This window comes from Paraburkholderia sp. SECH2, assembly GCF_030464795.1.
Lineage (GTDB): Bacteria > Pseudomonadota > Gammaproteobacteria > Burkholderiales > Burkholderiaceae > Paraburkholderia > Paraburkholderia aspalathi.
Window position 1 is genome coordinate 888680 of record NZ_JALPRH010000001.1, and the last position, 23339, is coordinate 912018.

At 60.1% G+C, this 23339-nt stretch carries 23 protein-coding genes; 3 read left to right on the forward strand and 20 right to left on the reverse strand.

All coding sequences use genetic code 11. From position 1 onward, the window contains the following. Positions 1-4 precede the first annotated feature (4 nt). The 3 genes from M0D66_RS04055 to M0D66_RS04065 all read left to right on the forward strand — a co-directional run bounded on the left by M0D66_RS04055 (position 5) and on the right by M0D66_RS04065 (position 4143). Positions 5-466 carry a GNAT family N-acetyltransferase gene (locus tag M0D66_RS04055; protein ID WP_266209091.1) on the forward strand — a complete coding sequence of 154 codons (462 nt, stop codon included), beginning with the start codon at positions 5-7 and terminating at the stop codon, positions 464-466. Positions 467-759: 293 nt separating this feature from the next. Continuing rightward, complete coding sequence (locus tag M0D66_RS04060; RefSeq protein WP_266209093.1) at positions 760-2469, forward strand: molecular chaperone HscC; 1710 nt, start codon at positions 760-762, stop codon at positions 2467-2469. Positions 2470-2475: 6 nt separating this feature from the next. Next, positions 2476-4143, forward strand: a complete 1668-nt coding sequence (locus M0D66_RS04065) for a J domain-containing protein (RefSeq protein ID WP_266209094.1) — start codon at positions 2476-2478, stop codon at positions 4141-4143. A gap of 137 nt (positions 4144-4280) precedes the next feature. On the opposite strand, the gene M0D66_RS04070 is transcribed toward M0D66_RS04065, so the two are convergent. From M0D66_RS04070 to M0D66_RS04160, 20 genes are all read right to left on the reverse strand, one after another. Next, complete coding sequence (locus M0D66_RS04070) at positions 4281-4706, reverse strand: hypothetical protein (RefSeq protein WP_266209095.1); 426 nt, start codon at positions 4704-4706, stop codon at positions 4281-4283. After that, positions 4684-5001: a DUF4279 domain-containing protein gene (locus tag M0D66_RS04075; RefSeq protein ID WP_266209096.1), complete on the reverse strand. Its 318-nt coding sequence runs from the start codon at positions 4999-5001 to the stop codon at positions 4684-4686. The genes M0D66_RS04070 and M0D66_RS04075 overlap by 23 nt, the downstream gene beginning before the upstream one ends. 84 nt (positions 5002-5085) lie before the next feature. Further along, positions 5086-5430, reverse strand: coding sequence for an RHS repeat-associated core domain-containing protein (locus M0D66_RS04080; RefSeq protein ID WP_266209097.1), 345 nt, complete (start codon positions 5428-5430; stop codon positions 5086-5088). A gap of 117 nt (positions 5431-5547) precedes the next feature. Continuing rightward, on the reverse strand, positions 5548-5865 hold the full coding sequence (locus M0D66_RS04085) for a hypothetical protein (protein WP_120305136.1): 318 nt from the start codon (positions 5863-5865) through the stop codon (positions 5548-5550). A gap of 86 nt (positions 5866-5951) precedes the next feature. Continuing rightward, complete coding sequence (locus M0D66_RS04090; RefSeq protein WP_266209099.1) at positions 5952-6506, reverse strand: RHS repeat-associated core domain-containing protein; 555 nt, start codon at positions 6504-6506, stop codon at positions 5952-5954. A 172-nt stretch (positions 6507-6678) separates the two neighbouring features. Next, positions 6679-7092: a hypothetical protein gene (locus M0D66_RS04095; protein WP_266209100.1), complete on the reverse strand. Its 414-nt coding sequence runs from the start codon at positions 7090-7092 to the stop codon at positions 6679-6681. A gap of 67 nt (positions 7093-7159) precedes the next feature. After that, positions 7160-7549 carry a hypothetical protein gene (locus tag M0D66_RS04100; protein ID WP_200561101.1) on the reverse strand — a complete coding sequence of 130 codons (390 nt, stop codon included), beginning with the start codon at positions 7547-7549 and terminating at the stop codon, positions 7160-7162. A gap of 15 nt (positions 7550-7564) precedes the next feature. Continuing rightward, positions 7565-8077: an RHS repeat-associated core domain-containing protein gene (locus M0D66_RS37940; protein WP_367619535.1), complete on the reverse strand. Its 513-nt coding sequence runs from the start codon at positions 8075-8077 to the stop codon at positions 7565-7567. A 203-nt stretch (positions 8078-8280) separates the two neighbouring features. Then, positions 8281-8667, reverse strand: a complete 387-nt coding sequence (locus M0D66_RS04105) for a hypothetical protein (RefSeq protein WP_266209101.1) — start codon at positions 8665-8667, stop codon at positions 8281-8283. A gap of 17 nt (positions 8668-8684) precedes the next feature. Next, positions 8685-12317 (reverse strand): RHS repeat-associated core domain-containing protein, encoded by a 3633-nt coding sequence (locus tag M0D66_RS04110; protein ID WP_266209102.1) that lies wholly within the window; start codon positions 12315-12317, stop codon positions 8685-8687. 41 nt (positions 12318-12358) lie between these two features. Next, on the reverse strand, positions 12359-12607 hold the full coding sequence (locus tag M0D66_RS04115; protein WP_234480339.1) for an RHS repeat domain-containing protein: 249 nt from the start codon (positions 12605-12607) through the stop codon (positions 12359-12361). 419 nt (positions 12608-13026) lie between these two features. Continuing rightward, entirely contained in the window at positions 13027-14430 is a 1404-nt protein-coding gene (locus M0D66_RS04120; RefSeq protein ID WP_093634284.1) for an MFS transporter, read from the reverse strand. A 25-nt stretch (positions 14431-14455) separates the two neighbouring features. Further along, positions 14456-15721 (reverse strand): NAD(P)/FAD-dependent oxidoreductase, encoded by a 1266-nt coding sequence (locus tag M0D66_RS04125; protein WP_093634285.1) that lies wholly within the window; start codon positions 15719-15721, stop codon positions 14456-14458. Continuing rightward, on the reverse strand, positions 15714-16679 hold the full coding sequence (locus M0D66_RS04130) for a VOC family protein (RefSeq protein ID WP_093634286.1): 966 nt from the start codon (positions 16677-16679) through the stop codon (positions 15714-15716). The genes M0D66_RS04125 and M0D66_RS04130 overlap by 8 nt, the downstream gene beginning before the upstream one ends. Positions 16680-16705: 26 nt before the next feature. Further along, positions 16706-18196: an aldehyde dehydrogenase gene (locus M0D66_RS04135; RefSeq protein ID WP_266209104.1), complete on the reverse strand. Its 1491-nt coding sequence runs from the start codon at positions 18194-18196 to the stop codon at positions 16706-16708. A gap of 40 nt (positions 18197-18236) precedes the next feature. Then, positions 18237-19067 carry an aspartate dehydrogenase gene (locus tag M0D66_RS04140; RefSeq protein ID WP_211706758.1) on the reverse strand — a complete coding sequence of 277 codons (831 nt, stop codon included), beginning with the start codon at positions 19065-19067 and terminating at the stop codon, positions 18237-18239. Continuing rightward, on the reverse strand, positions 19060-20718 hold the full coding sequence (locus tag M0D66_RS04145) for a thiamine pyrophosphate-binding protein (protein WP_266209106.1): 1659 nt from the start codon (positions 20716-20718) through the stop codon (positions 19060-19062). The genes M0D66_RS04140 and M0D66_RS04145 overlap by 8 nt, the downstream gene beginning before the upstream one ends. Then, on the reverse strand, positions 20711-21508 hold the full coding sequence (locus M0D66_RS04150; RefSeq protein ID WP_266209107.1) for an SDR family oxidoreductase: 798 nt from the start codon (positions 21506-21508) through the stop codon (positions 20711-20713). Before M0D66_RS04150 ends, M0D66_RS04145 begins: the two co-directional genes overlap by 8 nt. Beyond that, complete coding sequence (locus tag M0D66_RS04155; protein WP_200651484.1) at positions 21505-22407, reverse strand: IclR family transcriptional regulator; 903 nt, start codon at positions 22405-22407, stop codon at positions 21505-21507. Before M0D66_RS04155 ends, M0D66_RS04150 begins: the two co-directional genes overlap by 4 nt. Continuing rightward, entirely contained in the window at positions 22408-23298 is an 891-nt protein-coding gene (locus M0D66_RS04160) for an alpha/beta fold hydrolase (protein ID WP_266209109.1), read from the reverse strand. It abuts the gene before it with no gap. Between the last annotated feature and the right edge of the window lie 41 nt (positions 23299-23339).

Consider the following 23339-nt stretch of genomic DNA (forward strand, 5'->3'; position numbering starts at 1 on the left):
ACCCATGTCCGACGCGATTCAAATCCGCCCCGTCACGCCCGCCGACTTCGACGCCTGGCTGCCGCTGTGGGACGCCTACAACGCGTTCTACGGCCGCTCGGGTGAAACGGCATTGCCGCGCGAGATCACGCAAGTCACGTGGGGCCGTTTCTTCCACGCTTACGAGCCGATGCACGCAATGGTCGCCGAACGCAACGGCCAGTTGCTTGGCCTCGTGCACTTCCTGTATCACCGTCACACGACCATGGTCGCGCCGACCTGCTATCTGCAAGATCTCTACACGCTGGAAGCGGAGCGCGGCAAAGGTGTCGGCCGGGCGTTGATCGAAGCCGTGTATGCACGCGCCAAAGCCGACGGTTTGCAACGGGTCTACTGGCAAACGCATGAGACGAATCACACGGCAATGAAGCTGTACGACAAGGTCGCGGATCACTCCGGTTTCGTGGTGTACCGCAAGGCGTTGTGACGTTGTGATACAGCACAGCAGGCTCGCCTGACGGGCTTTGCGTCCCCGCTTCGCATCCCCTTCTCGCGTCGCCATTCTTGCGCGGCCACACATCGCATTCGCATGGCCGGCGGCCCATCCAGCCGGCATGCGTAGCGCATCGCCCTCATCGACACACACCGCATTCGTTCCCCGCGCCGCTCAAGTTTGCAGGCAGCCTGCCGTTATCGCCATTGGACGGAGCGCCATCTAGCTCCCACGCGACCTTGGGCGATCTCCTCACGAAGGGGCGCAAAACGAATCGGAAACTGTACATGCCTTCGATCATCGGCATCGATCTTGGAACCACGCATAGTCTTGCGGCCGTCTGGCGCAATAACGAGGCTGCCCTCATCCCGAACGCACTGGGCGATGTGCTGACGCCGTCGTGCGTCTCGATCGATGACGACGGCTCGATCCTCGTCGGCCGCCCCGCCCATGACCGGTTGCATACGCATCCCGAACGCACCGCCGCCAACTTCAAGCGCTACATGGGCACGAATCGCAACGTGTCGCTTGGCGTGCAGACATTGCGTCCGGAGGAACTGTCTTCGCTGGTGCTCAAATCGCTGAAAGCCGATGCCGAGGCATTCCTCGGCGAAACGGTAAGCGACGCCGTGATCGCCGTGCCCGCCTATTTCAGCGACGCGCAACGCAAAGCCACGCGCATCGCCGGCGAACTGGCTGGGCTCAATGTGCTGCGTCTTGTCAATGAACCGACCGCGGCCTCGCTCGCGTACGGCGTGCATCAGCGCGACAGTGAACGCAAGTTCCTGATCTTCGATCTGGGCGGCGGCACGTTCGACGTCTCCGTGCTCGACTTCTTCGAAGGCGTGATGGAAGTGCGCGCCAGCACCGGCGACAACTTTTTGGGTGGCGAAGATTTCACGGAAGCGCTCGTCGATCTGTTCTGCCAGCGCAATCGCCTTCAAGTCAATTCGCTTACGCCGATTGCTGCACAACGTCTGCATCAGCAGGCCGAACATGCGAAGCGTCTGTTCACGCAGAGCGGTGCCGATAGCGTCACGCTCAAGCTCACGGTTGGCGATAACGAGCACAGCCTCGAACTCGATGCGGCGGCTGCGGAACGGACTTGCGAGCATCTGCTGCAACGTCTGCGCAAACCTGTCGAGCGAGCGTTGCGCGATTCGAAGATCGCTGTGGATGCGCTCGACGAAATCATCCTCGTCGGCGGCGCCTCGCGTATGCCGATGGTGCGCAAGCTGGTCTCGAAGATGTTCGGCCGTTTGCCCGCCGCGAATATGAACCCGGATGAAGTCGTCGCGCTCGGCGCTGCTGTGCAAGCGGGGCTTGTCACGCGGGACGCAGGTCTCGACGAAATGGTGCTGACTGATGTCGCGCCGTATAGCCTCGGCATCGATACTGCGATGCAGGTCAGTGCCAATCAATATGTGCCGGGACATTTTCTACCGATCATCGAGCGCAATACGATCGTGCCGGTGAGCCGCATGCAGCGCATCTTTACGGTCAGCGACCGTCAGCGCATGTTGAGCATCAAGGTGTTCCAGGGCGAAGCGCGTTTGACCGTCGACAACGTGGCGCTCGGCGAATTCACGCTTGAAGTGCCGGTCAAGCCGGCCGGCCAGGCCGGGGCGGATGTACGCTTCACCTACGACGTCAACGGCGTGCTGGAAGTGGAAGCTACTGCGTTTCCCGGCGGCGTGAAGCGCGCGATGGTGATCGAAGAAAACCCAGGTGTGCTGACGCCGGAAGAAATCAGCGAACGGCTCGCGGCCTTGGCTGCGTTGAAGATCCATCCGCGCGAACAGTTGGAAAATCGCACGCTGCTCACGCGCGCTGATCGTGTCTATGAGGAAACGCTGGGGGAGCATCGGCAATATCTGGCTGCGCATATCGCGCGCTTCCAGTCGCTGCTCGAGCGGCAGAACGCCGAGGAAATCGCCCATGCACGCAGCGAACTGAGCGCGTTGCTGGATCGCTTCGATGTGCATGTGACGTACTGACCGGCTATGGATACGACCTCTGCTCACCACTGGCCGTGGGATGTGCTCGGCATTGCGGCAAACGCCGACGAGCGTACCGTGCGCCGCGCTTATGCGCGTCTCTTGAAACAGCAACGCCCGGATGAGGACGCTGAGGCGTTTCAGCGGCTTCGGTATGCGTATGAGTCGGCTTTGCAGATGGCGAGCGGCGGCGGCGTAGCGGCGACGATAGCCGCGGTGTCGGCTTCGGTACCGGTACCTGTGTCGGTACCCAGCCCGCCACCTGAGGCTCACCACCTTCCCGAACACGACGCCTTCGAAAGCGCTGTGCAATTGTGGCAGCACTTCGTCTCGCAACGGGATCAGCTCGAGTCGCGTCGTTCGCTGCAGGATCTATTCGCAGCCGTCGTCAATATTCAGATGCGCGACGAACTCGAATGGCAAGCGCTGGTTCATTGTTTGAACGAGGATGCGCCGGCCACGCTGCGTATGAACCTGAGTGCGGTCCTGGGATGGCGGGACAACGCCGCGCATCTGCGGCGGCGCAACGCGGCCATCGCGACCCTCGCGCTAGACCGTGTATTCGCTGACGAGGACTACAACGCGTTGCGCCTGCGCTTCACAAATGCAATGGCGCTGCTCGAAGGGCCTCAACCTCCATTGGCGGCCGGCGCACACGCACTGCTGCGCGCTGGCGTGCGAACCGAGATGGAACAATTGTTGACCGCGCTCGCTCGTTATCATCCGAATGTCGTGCGCCTACGGCTCGACAGCGAGAAGGTCGAATTCTGGACCCGCTGCCTGTCGTTTCGGATTGGCGCAGGACGCCTGTTCGGGCCGGCGCTCGCGCTGAGCGCCTGGTGTGGCTTGCTGTTCGCCAATGCGTCGATGAACCTGAATAGCAATCGGTGGTTCGATCAATGGACGCTTGCTCAGCTGGCTGTGCTTCTGGCCACGCTGATGGTGACGCTGGTCACCAGCGCCGCGACAACTGTGCTGCTGTCCGAACCGCAGCAACAGCGGCTGCGGACGCTGCGCTCGATTGGCTGGCTGCGTTACGGATGGATTCCGGTGTGGCTTGGCGCGACCGCCGCCGCGTTGTGCGACGCAGGTAGCGGGCGCTTGACGTCGATCGCAATGAACACACTTGGGATCTGCACGATGTGGGCCGCGCTGATCTATGGATGGCCGCGCATCAAACAACTCGCGATACTCGCCGCCGTCGGAGCGATCGGGTTCGGCTTCGCCGGCCATTGGCTCTCCACCGACGCTCGCGCGTGGCAGATGCCGTTCGCGCACGGCGTGCTGTTCGCTTTTTTCTTCTCTTTCGCGCAACAGGAGTGTCGCGGCTGGCTCGCACGTCGGCCGCGCCTTGCGTGGTTTGTAGCGACGATGTGGTTTGCGGGCTTCGCCACGTTGATCGTTTTGCTGTTGCAACGGGAAGAGCGTTCGACGCAATTCGCGTGGGCGCTTTTTACGGTGATGGCCGCAGCGGGTGGTGTGTTGGCGACGACGCGTTGGACCGATTTGCGCGGGGCCGTGCCGCCCTTTTTCCGCGGCTACGTGCACCTCGTATGGTTGGCGATTGCTGTCTCCAAGCCGGACATCATCGCTTGCGTGAGCGCGGGGTTGATGAGTGTCTGGATTATTGAGGAGCTGAAACAGCGGCGTTTACCCCAGCGGGCAGCGCAATAGCCGTGCATCTGACCACCTGTACACAGGGTCGCCCATCTATTCGTGGATGAAGCTTCCGGGACGATGGATCGAGACCGCCTGCTTTGAACCCGGAAACAGGTCCGTCCGGGACGTGGATTTTTCCTCTTCACTGAAGCTCAGGATTGACTTCGTAGAAATGTCCCATCCGGGTTAACCGCTTCTTCGTCCTTGCGACCAGGGTAGAAATTTTTCTTCTCGTCCAACTCGTAGAAAATTATCCCGTGTATGCCTTGAGCGTCCACTTTCCTTATGCGGCGACGCCAAATTCTCTTAAATGCCTCGTCGAGTTCGTCAACGTCACCCGACTGATAAATCTCATCAATGAATGCCACGTCCTGACCAGACGGAAAAATCAGGTCGAACTCTTCGTCGGTCGCCGAAAATATGTCGTACACGCAATTAACCGCACCATCAATAATCTGTACATTTTTCACAGTTACTTCCAGTTCAGCAGAGTGCAAATCCACCGAAGAGCCGCTCAGCTTTGCGGCCCTTCGTCGCATCACAACCCCACAACCGCTACTCGTCTTCTGGCGGGTCAAACCACAAATCAAAGTGCAATTCCATATCCATCGCTGCCAATGCAGCCATCTGCCGTGGCATAAGCGCCGGACCACCATTTCCCGATACGGAGGACCAGAAACAATATATTCGGTACCAGCAGCCCATCCGCTTTATTTTTTTCATGTCGACGTGACACGTCTCCAGTTCCCGGAGCAAAAGATCCAGATGATCCGAAACATCGATAGAATCAAGCTCTTTGGTGTCGAAGAACCAGCCAAGGAGGCCGTCCTTATTGGTGGTTCTGGTCGGCGAGATTTTGATCTCGTCCGCCATGCGATTCATCGTTTCCGCATCAGAACCATAAATGCAAAGCGTTACATAGGTCCGCGCGCAAGCTGACATGTTTCACCCATTAAGTCAATACCGCGACTGGCCGCCTCTTCCGCTCTTGCCACCTTTCCCAACTGGGCAACCTTCGCCGTTCCACTGCGTCCACAAATCGTCAAGCATGGGTTTGGTGAAATTGACGGAACCCGGAATAGCCATGCCCTGCTTTTCAAAATGCACCCAATCGCGGAAATTCTTGTCGTTGTACCCGTACCATTGGTCGCCCTTATGCAAACCCTCGGGGTCCGTGAACTGCACCGGATTGCCATTGACATAGGCATACGCATTCGTCTGCCCACTCGCCCACCCAATCGGATCCTCACTGATGAACCGTGCTGTAGCCGGGCTGTAATACCGGTTCCGATAGTAGTACAACCGGTACTGCGGGACACCCAACTGTTTGCACTTAGGTGGTCGCGTCGTAGCAGCATTTCTCGAACAGACCTAACAACAGGGTTCGGCCGGAATGTGGATTTCCCTCTTCACTGCAAGTCAGGATTGACTTCGTAGAAATGTTCCATCCGGGTTAATCGCTTCTTCGTCCTTGCGAGTAGGGTAGAAATTTTTCTTCTCTTCCAACTCGTAGAAAATTATTCCATGTATGCCTTGAGCGTCCACTTTCCTTATCCGGCGGCGCCAAATTCTCTTAAATGCCTCGTCGAGTTCGTCAGGGTCACCCGATTGATATATCTCATCAATGAATGCCACGTCCTGACCAGACGGAAAAATCAGGTCGAACTCTTCGTCTGTCGCCGAAAATATGTCGTACACGCAATTAACCGCACCATCAATGATCTGTATATTTTTCACAATTACTCCCAGTTCAGCAGAGTGCAAACCTGCCACTATTCGTGTTCGCACTCCGACGCGCGACGGGTACTTATAAAGATCGCTGACTAATTTCCGGGTCTGTATTTCCCACCGGGGTACATGTTCCCATACTTACCACCCGGTCCTTGTATGTCCCAATGTGGATCGCCGTGCGCCCGGCCGCCCTGTCCAGTCGGACACCAGACGTTCCCATCGGCATCTTCCCATCCCCATGCAGAGCCTCCCCGTCCTGGATTCGGATTGGGTACCCAATTTTCACCACCCTTGGGGTCTTGAAATCCATCCGCCGCTGAGGGCCTACCAGGCGCCTTCGGTCCGTTCGGATCGTAGGCATTTGCCGGCGGCTTGATCGACGTAATTCCGTTGACCAGATCGTTGAACCATGGAGGAACACCACCACCCGTCCTTGGCCCCATCCCCGGCACTGGGGGAGGTGTAATCGGAAAAGCCCACTGCAACCCGGCCGGATCCGCGAACTGCACCGGATTGCCGTTGACATAAGCATACGCATTCGTCTGCCCACTCGCCCAGCCAATAGGGTCTTCGCTGATGAACCGTCCCGTTGCGGGGTGGTAGTACCTATTGCGATAGTAGACAAACGGTACTGCGCCGACACTCATCGGTTTGCAGTTGGGCAAGCGCGTCGTAGCTGCATTCGTTGAACGTACCTACCTCCGGTTGGCTGTGACCGCCCAAAGCCCACTGCTCCGCCCGAGCAAGAGTAGATAAACGAAGGGCCGCTCAAACGCGGCCCTTCTGGTGCCTGACTGTTGATAGCCTCAAAGCTAGGGACTAGCCTGTGCCACCCCCCTCGTTCTCAGCAAAGTAGCGCTTGCCCAGTTCGATGTCAGCAGGCAAGAACCGAAGCTCAGGCATCTCCATACAATTCTTTAAGTGCTTTTCAAATCGAACACGAACAGCAGCTTCCCTAAGATCGACCGGCCTTATTCGACTGACACACAACGCGGCTTCGTGCAACACACCGAAGATTGAGTTGTGTAGGTTACGCAAGATAATTTCCTCTGTCGAACCAATATAGTGCGCCTCCCTCGCATCAGACAAATCGTACAAGCCTTTAACTGAATGGCGATCCGATAGCGGATCGCGTCGAACCAGTACGCTCAGGTCGACTACCTCGGGCCATTCGAGAAGAGCGTGTCTTAGCAAGTCATTGAATTTGAACGACACCGTTACGACCTCACTCATTTTCGAACGCGTCCATCCCCTTCCTCTGTCTGACTGTTTGATAGCCTCAGAGCGAACTGGGACGAACCTACCCCTCCGTGCCGTTCTCCGCAAAGTAGCGCTTGCCTAGTGCAATAGCGTCTGGCGGATAGCCCAAGTCCGGCATTTCCATACAATCTCGAACATTTCTATCAAGCTTCTGCCGAACCGTTTCTGGCCTTAATTCAGACACCTTGATCCGGATAACATACGCCGCAGCAGCGTGTACCACCTCGTAAATTACGCAATGCAGATTCCGCATGATGATTTCATCAACCACACCGATATGCTGCGCTTCTATTGCATCTGATATCTCAGCCAGCCCACGAACGGTATACCCGGTCGACGTCGGAGAGCTTCGCACTAGATGCTTCAGATCAATCTCGGCCGGCCACTCCTGTAGCGCCCTGGCCAGAAGATCACCAAACTTGAGTGACATACCTCTCTCCATTCTCTATTTCCGGATGCGCCCATCGGGCCAGATGCTCTGAGGAGTACGATCGTTTTCCCATGATTTCCTGTTCGGCCAGCGCTTCCATTGAGATCCATCACCGTCTCGATTGCCGTGGCCAGAGATATCCTTCTCCCACACAGAACCGTCGAGGCATTGTTTCCCTGGAGTGCCATTGATTGGTCTGAATCTTTCTTTTGCCTTATCCGGATAAACAACAGGATCATCAGCGTTGCTGTCCGCAAAGGTTCCGCCAGAGGGGTTGCTTAACCAGTCGTCAAGCCCCTGCGAACCAGACCCAGGCGTCCTCGGTCTGAACCCGCCACCTGGTACATATGGGCCCGGCGTAAGAGAACCGCCGCCAGCAAACTGCAACCCCGACGGATCGCTAAACTGGACCGGATTCCCGCCTACATAAGCATACGCATTCGTCTGCCCACTCGCCCAGCCAACCGGATCCTCACTGATGAACCTTGCTGTGGCCGGACTGTAATACCGGTTCCGATAGTAATACATCGGTACCGCAGCCCTACTCCGCGGTTTGCAGTTGGGTGGTCGCGTCGTAGCTGCATTTAGATGATCGTATCTATGCTCACTTGGCCATGACCACCTCGAGTTCACTACTCCGCCCAATCGGGGCTAGACAAACGAAAGGCCGCTCGCGCGACCCTTCTGTTGTCCAACTATTTGACCGCCCAGACGAACGAACTGGAAAGAACCTAAGCATCCCTCCTGTTCTCAGCAAAGTAGCGCTTGCCTAACTCGATATCCTGGGGACTACAATCATCAGGCGCAGCTAGGTATTCTCGAAGACGTCGCTCCAGCCGAGCCTGGACAGCTTCGGCTCGCAAATCAGATAGCTTGATTCGTATCACATAGGCGGCGACCCCATGCAGAACCTCATAGAGCGCTGTATGCAAATTGCGCATGATCGTCTCTTCAGAGGAGCCAATATACCGACTCTCACGTTCATCGGCCACGTCATAGAGTCCATCAACGGAATATCGATCCGATCCAGATTTGCTTGTCGAGAGAGAACGCAAGTCAATTTCGGCAGGCCACTCAGAAATTGCACGGGAGAACAAATTGCTGAATTCGAGCGACATGTTTTTTCCTTCAGTCATCATTTTCGTATGCGCCCGTCGGGCCAGACGCTTTGGGGAGTTTGCTTCTTTTCCCACGATTTCCGATTCGGCCAGCGTTTCCACTGATCGCCGCCATGACTGGACGTGTCCTTCTCCCAGACAGAGCCGTCGAGACATTGCTTTCCGCGACTACCCGTGATATTGCCGAACTTCTCCGGTGATCCTTTTGGATTGTCAGGATAAACAACAGGATCATCAGCGTTGCTGTCCGCAAAAGTTCCGCCAGAGGGGTTGCTCAGCCAGTCATCAAGTCCCTGCGAACCAGACCCAGGCGGCCTCGGTCCAAACCCGCCGCCAGGCATCGGACCTGCTGGGACCGGAAATCCCATTGCTTGCAATCCGGACGAATCGCTGAACTGGACCGGGTTCCCGCCTACATAAGCATACGCATTCGTCTGCCCACTCGCCCAGCCAACCGGATCCTCACTGATGAACCTTGCTGTGGCCGGACTGTAATACCGGTTCCGATAGTAATACAGCCCCGTCCCGTCGTTCTCCCGCCCAGTGTACTGCTGTGGGTTCGGGTCCGCCGCGCCAGCTTGCGTAGTCTTGCCATAGGGCTCATATCGGTACTGCGTCTGGCTCTGCTGGTTCGCATCCGTCAGCGCAACCACATTGTTGTTCGCGTCGCGCAGAACATAGCGGTCCTGACTCGCATCGTCCCCAATACGCCGGTACGTCAGTTCATCCAGTCCGCTCTCCGGATACGGCGAGAATTGACGGACACGGTGCGCGTAATCGTTGTCGACAATCGTGAAGTTCAGTTCGTCGCCAATCCAGAACGACTGCGTCCGATGACCATCAACCGTCTGCTCCCGGCGATTGCCGTACATGTCATATCTGAAGCTCGCCGTGACTCCTCCAGTAATCCCGGCCAGCAGATCCTGCTCGTTCCAGCTGTACTGGTTCGTACCGTCGCTGGCCAGGTTGCCGTTCAGGTCGTAGCTGTATGTCCTGCCGCTCCAGCGAGTGATCTGGTTCGCCAGGTTGTACTGCGCGTCGTTCACCGCCTGCGGCAGGTCCACTTTCGCCAGACTTCCGCCCGCCTTCGTGCGACGGCCGCCCAGATCATACCCGTACGTCAGGTCGCCCAGCACGCTGCCATCGGCGCGTTTGTATGTGATGCCAGTCAGCTGACTGGCGGCATCCCACGTGTAGACCGCCGTGATGCCGTTAGCGAGTGTCGCCTGACTGCGCCGGCCTAGGGCATCGTAGCTGTAGCCGAACGTGCGCGGCGCCTCCCCGTTCACCTGGTACTGGATCTGCGTGATCCGATGCTCAGCGTCGCGGCTGTAGTCCACCGTCGCGTCGTTCAACTCGATGCGCGCCAGATCCCGGCTGTCAGCCGCGTAGCGCAACCACCAGCGCCCCTGCTGGCTGCTCGTCTCAAACCACCCATTGAAGTAACCCGTCACACTGTCGTAGTAGCGATAGCTCGCCGCAGGGGGCTGATTCACGCCGGCATCAGACGTCGTCTGCAGCCTGCCGAACTTATCCCAGCCGTAGCTCCAGTTACGAACAGGCTTGGAGTTGGGCTTGCCCGTCGGCGTGAAGTAGACCGTCTGCAGGTGACCAGCCGCGTCGTAACCATACGTCCTCGTCTGGTCCATGCGGTCAGTTACTGTCGCCAGTTGCCCCGCGCTGTTCCACGTGTACGTCTCGCTGTGACCCAACGGATCGGTTTTACTCACAGGACGGCCAATCGCGTTGTACGTGTATCGCGTTGTGACACCCTTCGGATCGGCCTGACTAAGCAGGCGTCCATTGCGGTCCCACGTGAAGCGGGTCACGCCGCCCAGTGCGTCGGTCACGTCGGTGGTACGGTTCAGAGCATCGAGCGTGCGTTTCGTCCTGTTGCCCTGCGGATCCTGCACCGCCGTCACGCGACCGGCCGCGTCCGTTGTGTACTCCGTGCTGCGGTTCAGCGGATCGGTGACGCTTATCAGATCCGCGCCGGTCCAGGTGAACTTCGTCACGCCCTTGAGCGCGTCTGTCACCGTCAGCGGGCGGCCCTGGCTGTCGTTCGTAAGTGTTGTGCGGTTGCCCACGCGGTCCGTGACCGTGAGCAGGTTGCCCTTCGGGTCGTACGTGTAGACGGTCGCCACGCCCCGCTGCGGGTCGCCCGCCTGCGCTTCGGTCAGCAACTGGCTATAGCTGTCAAACGTACGCGTGACCAGCGTGCCGGATTGATCAGCCTCGCTCGTGCGGTTGCCGTTAGCGTCGTAGGTATAGGCGTACTGGCGATCACCCGCAGTGAGATTCGTCACGCGACCGTTGCCGTCGTATGTGTACGTCTGCACCTGCTGGATCGATTGCCCTGCCGGATACGTGTTGCGCACCACCCGCCCGCTTACATCGAACTCGAGCCGGCGGATGCTGCCCCGGCGGTCAGTCACTTCGGTCTTCGTCACCTTGCCGTCAGTGATCGTATAGGCGAAGCCGAAGGTGCTGCCATCCGCGAGGTTCTGGGCAACCATGCGGTCGTTGTCGTCGTAGGTATTGGTGACCTGAACGTTACTTTCCGGATCCGTGACCGTCACCAGCCGTGATTTGCTGTCCCAGCCGTATTTCCATACGCCGCCGCCGGCGTCCGTGACCTGCGTGAGGCGGTCCTGGCTGTCGTAGGTATAGCTGACCTGACGATTCAGCGGGTCGACCACGCGCGAGATGAGCGGCGTGCCCCGTGCGCCCATGATCGACGTGAACGTAAGCACGCGGCCATTCGGACCACTGATGCTGGTGACCGCACCGGTTACGCTATTGCGGGTAATCGTCACCGTATTGCCGTTGCGGTCCTGCACACTGCTGAGCCGGTAGATTCCCGCGACCATCGTGAAGCGCAGCACGCGGCCATCGCGCAGGGTCAGCACCCTGATGCTGCCGCTTCCATTGCCATTGCTCACTGTGGCTTTGTAATACTCACCCGGGCTCGTCAGGTCATCCCAAATCGCGCTGCTGCCCGCACGCAATGCGAATGGCACGCGGATGCCACTCGGCAGGTACAGCTCGACCCGTTGCCGCATGCCATTGCTATCCTCCGCACTGATTGCGAGATAACTGTCGTAGTTGAACGTCGTACCGATGCCGAACGCGCCGGCCATCGGCCTGCCCGAGGTGTCGTAGGCGCTGCTGCGGTACACCCGTGCCAGATCTAGTGCGATCGTGTCGGCGACATGCAGGTCATGGGCAACCAGATGGAACTGGCCCGTGTACAACCTGACCGGGTCGCCTCCCGAGGAGCTGCTCCCGCAGCCCGCCGTTGCATCAGACGCACAGCCGCCCGCGCCGCCAGGGTTGCCGTCCACACCGTCACCGTCCAGGACCACGGCTTCGTCAGGCGACTGCGGTTCGACCGTGGTGCCTCCGGAAGAACCGCCACAATAGGCGGCGAACGTAAACGGCTCGCCGCAGGCATAGCCGGATTTATAGCTGGCGCTCGCCGCGAGCAGTTTGCAACTCGGGTTGGTCGGATAGGCACCGTTTGCTGCATAGTCGTCGGCGCATTCGGCATACGCATGTGGCGCGACAAACCATGACATCAGCACGAAGAAGAACAGCACGAGCGGGCGCAAAAGGACCCGACGCGCCGCGAGGGTATCGATGAAGTGCATAAAGGTCTGAAAGAGACTGAGGAAGGGAGGGCGTCGCGAACCTACCGCGCGCTGGCCTGAGTCAAGGCCCGCGACGATGCCGATTTGCCGGCATCAGATACAGGCGAAGGACCTACGTCGTTCACCGGCGACATCGAAGACGCCACCCCCTGCCGCCGAATCGCCGTGATGTTGCCCGCGGCGTCGTAGTCGTAATACGCAGTCGCGCCCGCGACAGTCACCGAGGTGAGGCGGCCCAGCGCGTCGTATCCGTAGGTGACGTCATCGGCTTGGGCAGACGTCACAGACATGAGTAAGCAAACCACAGCGCAACAACTCGCTACGCGCCCGACTGGCACCCAGTGACTTTCTCGGCAAGTCTTCGCACCGGAACGCAAGCGCCTAGATGGATCAAACATCGACATCCTCCAACCATATTTATAGGTTTACTAATTGATTGGACGATATTCAAAAGCGAATCGAATTTATAGAGGATGATTCTCTAATTGTGTAGTGACTTTCTTACACGGCGGTCGAACTTTGCGGGAACTATGCGCCAGCGCAAAGTGAGCCCGCCAAATACGCCGATCGCGCTGATCAATGAACTCGTCGACGCGTCCATACCGCTTGCCCAAAAAAACAAAGGGCGCACCACCCAGTGCGCCCTTCGCCTTCCTGCCATTGCGGTACAACATCAACCGCCCACCAAACCCATCACACGCTAAAGGCATCAAGCCTCGAGCTGCTCCAGCACCTTTCCCTTGGTCTCAATCCCAAGAAAGTGCACCGCGATTGCCGCAATGAACGGCACAGCCGCGAGAATATAAAACGCCACCTCCAGATTACCGCCGATCATCGTCTTCGACACGATCGCCGGCGCGAAGATCGCCGCTACCTTCAGCCATGCGCCGCCCACACCGCAGCCCATCGCACGGATACTCGTCGGGTACAGTTCCGGCGTGTACACGTAAGCCGTGATAAAGCCGCAAGCCAGGAAGCCGAGCGAAAACGCGCAACACGTCGCCACCACATACACCGACGAATTGTGGAACACCCCCGCCAGCAGCAACGACAACGCACACGCCACGAACGACAGGTTGATGATCGGCTTACGCCCCACCTTGTCAACCAGCAACGCACAGGTCAGCGAACCCACCACGCCCAGCACCGAAGCCGCCACCGCCAGATTCAACGCCAACTGCAGCGGCGCGTGATAAACCGTGCGATAGATCGTCGGCAGCCAGGTCGACAAACCGTACTGAATGAAGCCGCACGTAATCCACAGCATCGCGACAGCCATCGTGCGCTTCAGATACGCCGGTCCGAACAGATCGCTCATACGGCGCTTCGGATGGCGATTGGCCATCGCGTCAAACTCGGCCGCATTGGCAACCGGCGGAAGCGGACCTTTCACGGCGCGTTCGAAAGCATGCACCGCGGTATCGGCATCGGCCATCCGTTCGCGTTCGGCCAGCCAACGCGGCGATTCCGGCACCAGTTTGCGCAGCACGAAGAACAGAATCAACGGCATGCCGCCGATGAAGTACATCGCCTGCCAACCGAAACGTGGCACGATCCACGCACCCAATGCGTTCGATGCGAGCAAGCCAACCGGAAAAACGATTTCATACAAGAGCACGAAACGGCCGCGGCCGTGCGCACGGCTGATCTCGTTGATATAGGTCGCGGCCACCGGCAATTCGCCACCCAGCCCAAGCCCCTGAATCACACGCAGCACGACAAACGCCGCGAAGGTCGGCGCAAAGCCGCACGCAATACTCGTAATGCCGATGATCCCCGAGCTCAACGCAATCGCCTTCACACGGCCTTTGCGTTCCGCGTACCAGGGGAACACGAACGCGCCGATCAGCTGGCCGACCGAGCCGGAGCCAATCAGGAAGCCGATTTCCCACGGCGTCAGATGCCACTTCGCAATCAGGATCGGCAGCGTGGCCGCAATTGCGATCACGTCGAAACCGTCGAAGAACGTCGCGAGGCCGATCAGTATGCGCGCGCGCACCTGCATCGCATTCTTCGGCAAGCGCTCGAGACGCGCGATGATCGAGCCCCGGGTCACGGGGCCTGAGACACCGGCGCTGCTGCGGTCCCCCATGGTGTTGTCGATGGTTCTCATGCCGTGGTGCCGTCCGTAGGTGTGGTTAGGCAAGCGCCGTTGAGGCGTCGGTCAGGGTGGCAAGGTCGATAGTCCGGCCCTGGTTCATCCATTTGCGCGACAGTTTCAGTTCGCGCGGCGTGTTGATGGCGATGACACCGCGAATCGCGCTGTCTTCCAGATGAAAGAGCGTGGCGCGTTTGCCAGGCAAATCGCCGCGTACAGCGAGCTGCGCATCGCCCGGAATGTCGCCGAGGATTTGCAGATTGACGTCGTATTGATCGGACCAGAACCACGGAATGTCCGCGTACGGTTCAAACTTGCCGAGTAAGGCTTTTGCCGTCGAGATCGCCTGGTTTTGCGCGTTGGCCCACGATTCCAACCGGACGCGGCGCTTCAACCAGGCACTCGGATGGTTCGCCACGTCACCGCAAGCGAAGATGCGCGGGTCATCGGTCGCGCCGAAATGATCGACGACAATGCCGTCTTCCACCTTGATGCCCGCCGCTTCCGCCAGTGCCGTATGCGGCGTGAGGCCGATGCCGGCGACGGCGAAGTCGGCGTCCAATGAGGAACCGTTAGCGAACGTTGCGCGGATACGGTTGGCGTCGTTCGGATGATCCGCAATCGACACGAGCGATGCATTCAACCGCACATCCACGCCGTTCGCACGATGCAGTTGCAACAGGAAATCCGACACCATCGGCGGCAGCGAGCGGGCGCACAGACGTGGCGCGCCCTCCACTACCGTCGCGTCCACACCGAGCTTGCGCGCAGTAGCTGCGACTTCGAGACCGATCCACCCGCCGCCAACCACCAGCACGCGCTTGCTTGCGCGCAGACGTTCGCCGAGAACGACCGCTTCATCGAGCGTACGCAAATAGGTAATGTGCGAGGTCTTCACCAGCGCGTCCGGCAAACGACGCGCTGCGCCGCCGGTTGCAATCACGAGGCGGTCGTATTGCACTTCACGGCCCGACTGCGTGCGCACGATGCGCTGTTCACGATCGATCGACGTCGCGCAATCCGGTTGCCATGCTTCGACATTCAGCGCGTCGAAATCGTCAGGCTTCACGAGGCGCACGGTTTCGATATCGGCTTCACCGGAGAGCACGGCCTTCGACAGCGGCGGGCGCTCGTACGGCAAATGGATCTCATCGGCGATCATCACCAGGCGGCCATCGAAGCCTTCCTTGCGCAACGTCTTCACGACCCAACCCGCCGCCTGGCCACCGCCGATCACGACGATCGTGCGCGGCGCTTCGAGTCCGGCGTGTGCAGCTTGAGCCTTTTCAGCAGCAGCGTCAGTCATTTTTCCGCTCCGTCATGAACTTGCCTTCCGGCGCCTTCGCGTTTTTCTGGCGACGTGTATTGCCGTCGATGCCGCCGTCGATCGCCCATTCGGCGAACACGGTCGGACCCGGTTCGAAATCGCGCGGTTGCCATTCGGGCGTGAGCTGGTCTTCGTCGGCGTAGTACTCGATCAGGCCACCGGCCGGATTCTGGAAATACCAGAAGTACGCCGACGACACCGGATGACGTCCCGGACCGAGTTGCGTATCCCAACCACAGCGGCTGATATGCATGCCGCCGCCAAACACTTCGTGGATATCGCGCACGGTGAACGCGACGTGATTCAGACCGCGCTTACCACCCGGTAACGCCAGCAGGAAAATGTCGTGATGGCCACCGTGCGGTGCGCAGCGCATGAACGCGCCGCGGCCCGGATAACGGTCCGACATTTCGAAGCCGAGCAGTTCCTGGTAGAACTTCTCTTGTGCCGCGAGTTGGTTCGTAAAGAACACCACGTGGCCCACTTCAACCGGTTCGGCACGTTCGTAAATCGGCGACGGTTGATCGACGCGCAGCGTCTGGCCCCACACGTTCGACGGCGAACCGTGAATGTCGAGCGCACGCTTGCGAGTCACTTCAACGCGAATCGCCATACCGTTCGGATCGATACAACCCACAGCATCTTCCGTTTCGAAGTGGCCCGGCTGACCGGCAAAGCGGCCGCGCAGTTCGTCGAGTTCCGCTTTCGTTGCCACACCCCACGTCACTTCACGCAGCGTCGGACCTTCTTCGAATGCGGGCGGCAGCGACGGGTCGGTTGCATCGACGACGAGAATCGTGCAGCCGTTCAGTGTTTCAAAACGTGCGTGCGTTTCGTCATGCGCGACTTCTTTCAAACCCCAGTCCGCGAAAAAGCGGCGACAGGTGGCGAGATCCGTCACGCCGTAAATAATCTGTTCAATGCCGAGAATCGTCATAACGTGCCTCTTGCGTATTTCGCGTATTAGTTCGCCCACGCCAGCGGCGCGTCGTTCAAGCCCCAGTAGAGGCTCTTCTGCTGCATGTATTCGCGGATGCCGAGTCGGCCCTTCTCGCGTCCCATGCCGCTCTCTTTCCAGCCGCTGAACGGCGTCGAGATCGAGAACAGCTTGTAGGTGTTGATCCACACGGTGCCGGTTTCGAGCGCACGGGCGATCCGGTAAGCGCGTTTGTAATCGCGCGTCCAGATGCCGGCGGCGAGGCCGAACACACTGTTGTTGGCTTCTTTCAGCAGCGAGGCTTCGTCGTCGAACGGCATGGCGACCAGCACCGGGCCGAAGATTTCTTCCTGGCAGATGCGGGCGTCGTTCGTAAGACCTTCGAGGATCGTTGGCTGGAAATAGGTACCCTGCTCGCGGCCATCGCCAACTGGACGTTCGCCGCCGCACAGCAAGCGGCCGCCCTCTTCCAGGCCCAATGCGACGTAACGTTCGACTGTATCGCGATGCGCCGCGGTGATCAGCGGGCCCATCTGCGTTTCAGTACGCGACGGATCGCCGACGCGCAGCTTGCGTGCACCTTCCGCGAGACGCTTCATGAACGCGTCATAAATCGAGCGCTGCACGAATAGGCGCGAGCCCGCGATGCATGCTTCTCCCGACGAACTGAAAATGCCGTACAGCACACCATTCACTGCGTGATCGAGATCGGCGTCATCGAACACGATGGTCGGCGATTTACCGCCGAGTTCGAGCGAGACCGGCATCAGCTTGTCCGCAGCAATGCGCGCGATGCCGCGGCCGACTTCGGTGCCGCCCGTGAACGACACTTTCTTCACCAACGGATGACGCACCAGCACGTCGCCGATTACCGAGCCTTTACCCGGCACCACACTCAGAACACCCTTCGGCACGCCGGCTTCTTCACAGATACGGGCCAACGCAAGCGAGACCAAAGGCGTGACTTCAGCCGGCTTCAACACCACGGCGTTACCGCCCGCCAATGCCGGCGCCAGCTTCTGTGCATCCGAAGCAATCGGCGAATTCCACGGCGTAATCGCCGCGATCACACCGATCGGCTCGTAGATGCTCATCGTTAGATAGTCGCCACGCGAGGGCGTTACCTCTTCATCGAGCGTTTCGAGGCACGCCGCGAAATAGCGGAAGGTGTTCGCAGCGCTCGCCACCAGCACGCGCGTTTCGCCAATCGGCTTACCGTTGTCACGGCGCTGCAATTGCGCAAGCGCTTCGTGACGCGCCATGATCAGATCGGCGATGCGATACAGAATCAGCGCGCGTTGATGCGGCTTCAAACCGGACCAATCCGCCTTGCGCCATGCGAAATCCGCGGCTTCCACGGCTTCGCGGGCGTCGTCTGCGGTGGCTGTCGAGATTTCCATGTTGACCGACTGATCCGCCGGATACAGGCTTTTGTACGGGTTGCCACGCCCTTGCCGCCATTCGCCGCCGATGAAAATATCGCCGGTGGGCACGAGGCTGGTATCGAAGTGAGTCATGTCGGTCGTTCCGGTTTGCTTCAGCTAATCAGCGAATGTCTTAAATCACGCAGCGGGCCGCGCGATTGCGTAGCGCACGAATCGCGCTATACGCAGTCAGTGCGGACGTCTTGGGGTTGTCCGGCAGCGGCTTGCCGCACATTTCCAGCGACATCTCGCCGAACGCGCCGCGCGCCACGATGCGGTGCACATTGCGCGACACGTTCGGGTCCGCAATCAGACGGACCATGGTGTGGTCCAAACCCAGGCCAGCCAGCGCGATCGTCGCGGCAACGTTGGCGTTCTTCGGATACAGGCGCGCCGCTTCGCGCGCGCTGCCTTCGAAAATCACGGTCTCTTCGTTCAGCGTGTGCAGATTGCAGAGCTGTTCCGCGGGCGTGCCGAGCCAGCCCGAAGGCGGCTTGCGGCCCGTGTACAGCACTTCGTCGAGGCCGCCGAGCTTGGCGGCAGACAACGCATCCACGCCGCCGATTGCGCCCGACAACAGCGTCAACGTTGCGTCGCCTTCATCGGCCGCAGCGGAGAGCGCGTCCAGCAGCATCATGTCGGACAGCGCGCCGATCGATGCGACCGCGCAATCCGTACCGGCTTTCAGCAAGGGCACCACGTGATCGACCAGTGCGCTGTGCCCCGCGCATTCCAGCGCGAAATGCGGCTGGCTGCTCAACGCGGAAACGGAGGCCACCACATCGACCGATGCGCCCACCACCTCGCGCACCGACGCCATATGGCGCTCCGGCACGATCACGTGCGACACGCGCACCGTCGGATCCGACTCGACCGAGCGATACACCGCCTGGCCGATCGCGCCGAAGCCGATCATCGCGACGTCGACGGGTGCGTGATGCCCCGCGTAGCCGGTCTCACGCATGTTCCGGCTCCTTTTCCTTGACCGGCGGGCCCGCGAACGCCGTGGCGAACGAGCCGACCGACAGCATGTCCACTTCAACCAGCACGGGGCCCGTCTTCGCCATGCCTTCGCGGATGATCTCCTCGGCCTGGTCGAGCGATTTGATGCGGTAGTGCGTGAGCTTCAAGCTCTCGCAGAACTGCGCGAAATCCGGCTGGTGCAGATCGACGTAGCAGCGGCGGCCGCCGTATTGCGCGTCCTGAATGTTGCGGATCACGCCGTAGCACTGATCGTTCATCAGCACGATCATCACGTTGGCGTTTTCCTGCACGGCTGTTGCGAGTTCGCCGACGTTGACCATCAGGCCGCCGTCGCCAACCAGGCACACCGTCTTCGCGGCATTGCCCGCGAGCGCTGCGCCAATCCCCATCTGCATGCCCTGGCCGATACCGCCGCCGAGTGCATGAACGCCCGCGCGCGGCGAGAAGATCTTCAGCATGCGGTTACCCCACGTGCTGTTCGAGATCGTGACGTCGCGCACCCAGTTGTAATCGCGGCCCACGGCCTGCTGCAGGGCGTCGACAAGGCGCTTGTACGGGCCGAGGCCCTTGCCCACATCGGCGACGGCGCTTTCGCGCGCGGCAACCAGATCCGGTGCGAACGTCGGATCGACCTTCAGTCGGCCTTCGAGCAGCGTCGCAAGTTCTTCGAGAACGGCCGATGCATCGCCGTGAATGAACATGTCGTTGCGATAGCCACGGTTGTCGGCGAGTGCGTCGGCGTCGATGCGATACAGCGGTTGCGGCAGCGCCAGCTTGTACTTCAGCGTTTCATTGCCACGCAGACGCGAACCGACCACCACCAGCGCATCGCACGTCTTGTAGAAGCTCTCGACAGCGGCATGCACGTTGAACGCGCCGAGCGTCGCCGGATGATCTTCAGGCAACACGCCACGACCCTGCACGCTGGTCACCACACCGAAGCCCAAGGCCACGAGACGTTCAACCGCAGCACGTGCATGACGCGTGCCGCCACCGAGCCACAACAGCGGACGCTTCGCATTCGCCAGTTGATCCGCGAGTTGCACGACACGCTGGCTGCAATGTGTGAGCGTGGTGACGTGCGGCGCGGCCAGATCGGCAGGCCATTCGATTTCGGCCGCTTGAATGTCGATCGGAATTTCGACGCTGACCGGGCCGCTCGGCGCGGTTTGCGCGACACGCACGGCTTCGCGGATGGTCGGCAATGCGGTTTCGACCGAGCGCACGCGGAACGCGGCCTTCGAGATCGACGACAGCATCGACAATTGATCCGGCGCCTCGTGGATATAGGCGAGATCCTTGTCGAGGTATTCGGTTTCGATCTGGCCCGTCACATGCAGCAGCGCGGTGCCCGCGGTCAGCGCTTCGACCATCGCGCCGGCAGCATTACCCGCAGCAGTGCCGGTGCTGGTGAATGCCACGCCAAGGCCGCCGGAGACGCGCGCCAGGCCATCAGCCATGTTCACCGCGCCCGCTTCGCCACGTGCGCCGACGTAGCGAATCTTGCCGCGGTTGTGGATCGCGTCGAGGATCGGCATGTTGTGGATCGAGATCACGCCGAATGCGGTTTGAACGCCGCATTGCTCGAGAAAAGCGGCGATCAGTTCGCCAACGGTGGTTTTATTAGACATGTCGTGCAACGCCTCCAGAAACATCGATGTGACTGCCCGTCGTATAGGACGACAGCGTCGTAGCCAGATAAAAGAGCGCTTGAGCGGCTTCTTCGGGTTTGCCGAAGCGGCCTAGCGGAATGTTTTTCTTGCGCGCCAGTTCGGCGGTCCAGTCTTCCCAGCTCTGGCCCGGCTGCGCTTCTTTCGCGTAACGGCGGCGCCACTGACCCGATTCGACGATGCCGATCAGAATCGAATTCACGCGAATGCGTTGCGGTGCGAGTTCAGCCGCAAGCGACTTGATGAGGCTCAGCACGCCGGCACGTGCCGACGAAGTCGCCACCATGTGCGGCTCGGGTTGCAGGGCGAGCAGCGAGTTCACGCAGACCACCGCGGGGTTTGCTGCGTCGCGCAACATCGGCAAGAAGGCGCGGGTCGGGCGGATCACGCTGAAGTACTTCAGGTCGAGTTCTTCGCGCCAGGCGTCGTCGGTGGTGTCGGCGAACGTCGACACGCGACCCTGGCCGGCGTTGTTCACCAGCATGTCGGTGCGGCCGAAACGCGCTTGCACTGCTTGCGCGAATGCTGCGACCTCGTCCGCGTCCAGCACGTCGCAGGTTTGCGCCAGCAATTGCGCTTGCGGAAACTGTGCCTTCAGCGAAGCTTCCGCTTGCGCGAGACGTTCGCTGTCGCGGCCGCAGATCGCGACAGAAGCGCCTGCTCGCAGAAACAGTTCGGCAGTCGCAAGGCCGATGCCGGACGAACCGCCCGTCACCACCGCTACCTGTCCGGTCAAGTCGATTTGAATCATTTGAGCCCCAATGCCTTAAAGTATTTCGCGCCCGAGTTCGCGCTACCCGTCGGCCGATAGTTGAGCCGCTGCGAGAGTTCGTCAGCCGCGCGGCGGACCTTGTCGATCAGGCCGCTATCGAGCAGGGACGCATCGATCTCGTGGCGCGGAATCGTCGTCGTAATCACGGCGACGATGCGGCCCGTGTCGTTGCGCACCGGCGCACTCACCACCGAAATGCCGCGTTCGAACGACGACTCGCTGATCGCGTAGCCGCGCTTGGCGTCATCGCGAATGCGTTCGTACAAGTCGTCGATGGTGGCCGGCGTTTGTTTCGTGAAGCGTTCGAGTTCCGGCTCCGGATAGAGCTTCTTCAAGTCGTCGAGCGTCATGTCGCCCATCAGCACCTGGCCGTGCGTCGTTGCATGGGCCGGCAGGCGCGTGCCGACATTCACCTTCACCGAACTGAAAATCGGCGCATGGCTTTGCGCTTTGGCAACGAACACCACATCACGTCCGTCGCGAATCACGATGTGGCTGGTGAGGCCTGTGTCGTTACGCAGCGCTTCGATGATCGGCAAACCGAGGTCCGTCAATTCAAGCGAGCTCAGATATTCGAAACCGAGTCGCAGCACCGCAACGCCGAGGCGATAGTTGCGGTCTTTATCGGCGCGCTCGAGAAAGCCGAGCGATTCGAGCGTTTGCAGCAGACGGAACACCGTCGTGCGGGGAATCTTCAGGCGCTTCGATAATTCCGGTGCGCCTAGAACCGGCTCGCGTGGCGAGAACTCCGTCAGAATCTTCAGACCGCGTTCCAGACCCGGCACGCGATAGCTGATATCGCTGCTCGTGTCTGCGTCGTTGCGGTCGTCGTCCGCGTCGCGCTCGGCGCTAACCATGTCATGCGTGTCGGACGTCATTCATTGGCTCCGTTGTCCGTCGCTTGCGCGGCAGAACGTGTCGATGATCGCGGTGTACGCGGCGGGTGCTTCGATATAGCCTGCGTGCCCGGCGCGCGGCACGACCTGCAGTGTGGTGCCGGCGGCGAGAGCAAGTCGCTCGCAGGTTTCGGGAAGCGTAATGGTGTCTTCAGCGCCTACCGCGACGCTGATGCGGCCTTTGTAGCGTGAGAGGTCGCTGGCGAGATCGGCGTTGGCGAGAAGATGCGTCGCTTGCGCATAGCCGTGCGGAATCACACGCGACATGTTCCAGCGCACCCATGCGTGGGCTTCGGCGCTCGCGTGGGTTGACAACATGTTGGTGCTGCGTTTTTCGGCGAGACCTTGCGGGCCCAACTCTTTCAGCATGGCCAGACGTTGATCGCGTTTTGTTTCACGCACTTCCGCCGCGGAAGCGCCGTAACCGCCAGCCGGCGACAACAACAGCAAACCGGTCACGCGCTGCGGATTCGTCACGGCGAATGCACCAGCGATGATCGCGCCAAGCGAATGACCCAACAGCACGCAACGTTCAATACCGAGCGCGTCGAGCCATTCCTTTAATACTGTTGCGTAATCGCTTGCTGCGGGGGAATCGGCGTCTACGGGTGTTGATGCGCCATAACCCGGCGCATCCCACGCCAGCACACGGCGCTTGTCACCCAGCACTTCAAACTGCTGCACCCACGAAGCCGCACCCGAACCGATACCGTGGAGCAGCACCAAAGGCAGCGCTTCACTTTCGGCGCTATCCGCGTCGCGATAGCTCACCGCGCGTTGCGAAGCCAGCCAGATCTGCTGCGCGGGAAAGCGTGCAAGGCGCGCTTCGAGCGTAGCGTTCTGATCAGCGGTAGCGGACGGGACTGCGGACATGATTTCCTTCGCGGGTGTTTTTAAAGCAATACCGGTGTCTA

Excerpts from the sequence above, each read along its gene's own strand:
- M0D66_RS04125 (WP_093634285.1), bottom strand. The coding sequence starts at position 15,721 with ATGACTGACGCTGCTGCTGAAAAGGCTCAAGCTGCACACGCCGGACTC.
- M0D66_RS04090 (WP_266209099.1), bottom strand. The coding sequence starts at position 6,506 with ATGAGTGTCGGCGCAGTACCGTTTGTCTACTATCGCAATAGGTACTAC.
- M0D66_RS04150 (WP_266209107.1), bottom strand. The coding sequence starts at position 21,508 with ATGATTCAAATCGACTTGACCGGACAGGTAGCGGTGGTGACGGGCGGT.
- M0D66_RS04120 (WP_093634284.1), bottom strand. The coding sequence starts at position 14,430 with ATGAGAACCATCGACAACACCATGGGGGACCGCAGCAGCGCCGGTGTC.
- M0D66_RS04140 (WP_211706758.1), bottom strand. The coding sequence starts at position 19,067 with ATGCGTGAGACCGGCTACGCGGGGCATCACGCACCCGTCGACGTCGCG.
- M0D66_RS04135 (WP_266209104.1), bottom strand. The coding sequence starts at position 18,196 with ATGACTCACTTCGATACCAGCCTCGTGCCCACCGGCGATATTTTCATC.
- M0D66_RS04115 (WP_234480339.1), bottom strand. The coding sequence starts at position 12,607 with ATGTCTGTGACGTCTGCCCAAGCCGATGACGTCACCTACGGATACGAC.
- M0D66_RS04105 (WP_266209101.1), bottom strand. The coding sequence starts at position 8,667 with ATGTCGCTCGAATTCAGCAATTTGTTCTCCCGTGCAATTTCTGAGTGG.
- M0D66_RS04155 (WP_200651484.1), bottom strand. The coding sequence starts at position 22,407 with ATGACGTCCGACACGCATGACATGGTTAGCGCCGAGCGCGACGCGGAC.
- M0D66_RS04065 (WP_266209094.1), top strand. The coding sequence starts at position 2,476 with ATGGATACGACCTCTGCTCACCACTGGCCGTGGGATGTGCTCGGCATT.
- M0D66_RS04110 (WP_266209102.1), bottom strand. The coding sequence starts at position 12,317 with ATGCACTTCATCGATACCCTCGCGGCGCGTCGGGTCCTTTTGCGCCCG.
- M0D66_RS04060 (WP_266209093.1), top strand. The coding sequence starts at position 760 with ATGCCTTCGATCATCGGCATCGATCTTGGAACCACGCATAGTCTTGCG.
- M0D66_RS04100 (WP_200561101.1), bottom strand. The coding sequence starts at position 7,549 with ATGTCACTCAAGTTTGGTGATCTTCTGGCCAGGGCGCTACAGGAGTGG.
- M0D66_RS37940 (WP_367619535.1), bottom strand. The coding sequence starts at position 8,077 with ATGTATTACTATCGGAACCGGTATTACAGTCCGGCCACAGCAAGGTTC.
- M0D66_RS04055 (WP_266209091.1), top strand. The coding sequence starts at position 5 with ATGTCCGACGCGATTCAAATCCGCCCCGTCACGCCCGCCGACTTCGAC.
- M0D66_RS04160 (WP_266209109.1), bottom strand. The coding sequence starts at position 23,298 with ATGTCCGCAGTCCCGTCCGCTACCGCTGATCAGAACGCTACGCTCGAA.
- M0D66_RS04095 (WP_266209100.1), bottom strand. The coding sequence starts at position 7,092 with ATGAGTGAGGTCGTAACGGTGTCGTTCAAATTCAATGACTTGCTAAGA.
- M0D66_RS04130 (WP_093634286.1), bottom strand. The coding sequence starts at position 16,679 with ATGACGATTCTCGGCATTGAACAGATTATTTACGGCGTGACGGATCTC.
- M0D66_RS04145 (WP_266209106.1), bottom strand. The coding sequence starts at position 20,718 with ATGTCTAATAAAACCACCGTTGGCGAACTGATCGCCGCTTTTCTCGAG.
- M0D66_RS04075 (WP_266209096.1), bottom strand. The coding sequence starts at position 5,001 with ATGGCGGACGAGATCAAAATCTCGCCGACCAGAACCACCAATAAGGAC.